Annotated in this window: 1 protein-coding gene; it reads right to left on the bottom strand. The window is 67.8% G+C overall.

Going from position 1 to position 429, the window contains the following annotated elements:
• Nucleotides 1-429 (bottom strand): ABC transporter substrate-binding protein (locus G3I71_RS48150; RefSeq protein ID WP_239149818.1); only part of this gene is annotated, 429 nt, incomplete at both ends.

The following is a 429-nucleotide window of genomic DNA, read 5'->3' as shown; positions in this document are numbered from 1 at the left end:
GTGAACGTCACGGGGTCGTCGACGTCGGCCCACAGGTGCTCGGGGACGATCATGGTCTGCGCGATGATGACGGCGCCGGGCACGTCCTCGCTGGACAGGTGCACGATCACGTCGGACCCGTCGGCCTCGACCGAGGCGATGTGCTCGCCGACGCCGCGCAGGTCGAGCTGCGGGTGCTGCAGCAGCAGGTCGAACGTGAAGACCACGTCGTCGGCGGTGAGCTCCTCGCCGTCGGACCAGGTGACGCCGTCGCGCAGGTGGAAGACCACGGTGCTCGCGTCGGGCTGCTCGTAGGACTCGGCGAGCCAGGGCGGCTCGTCGCCGGACATCTCGTTGACGATCACGAGCGGCTCGTAGATGTAGCTCGCGGTGTTGCGCTTGTTCGACGAGTACGGGTTGAAGTTCCGCTCGAAGGTCGGCGAGCCGTTG

Source organism: Streptomyces sp. SID12501 (genome assembly GCF_010550245.1).
Lineage (GTDB): Bacteria > Actinomycetota > Actinomycetes > Streptomycetales > Streptomycetaceae > Streptomyces.
This window is presented reverse-complemented; position numbering and strand designations above follow the sequence as displayed.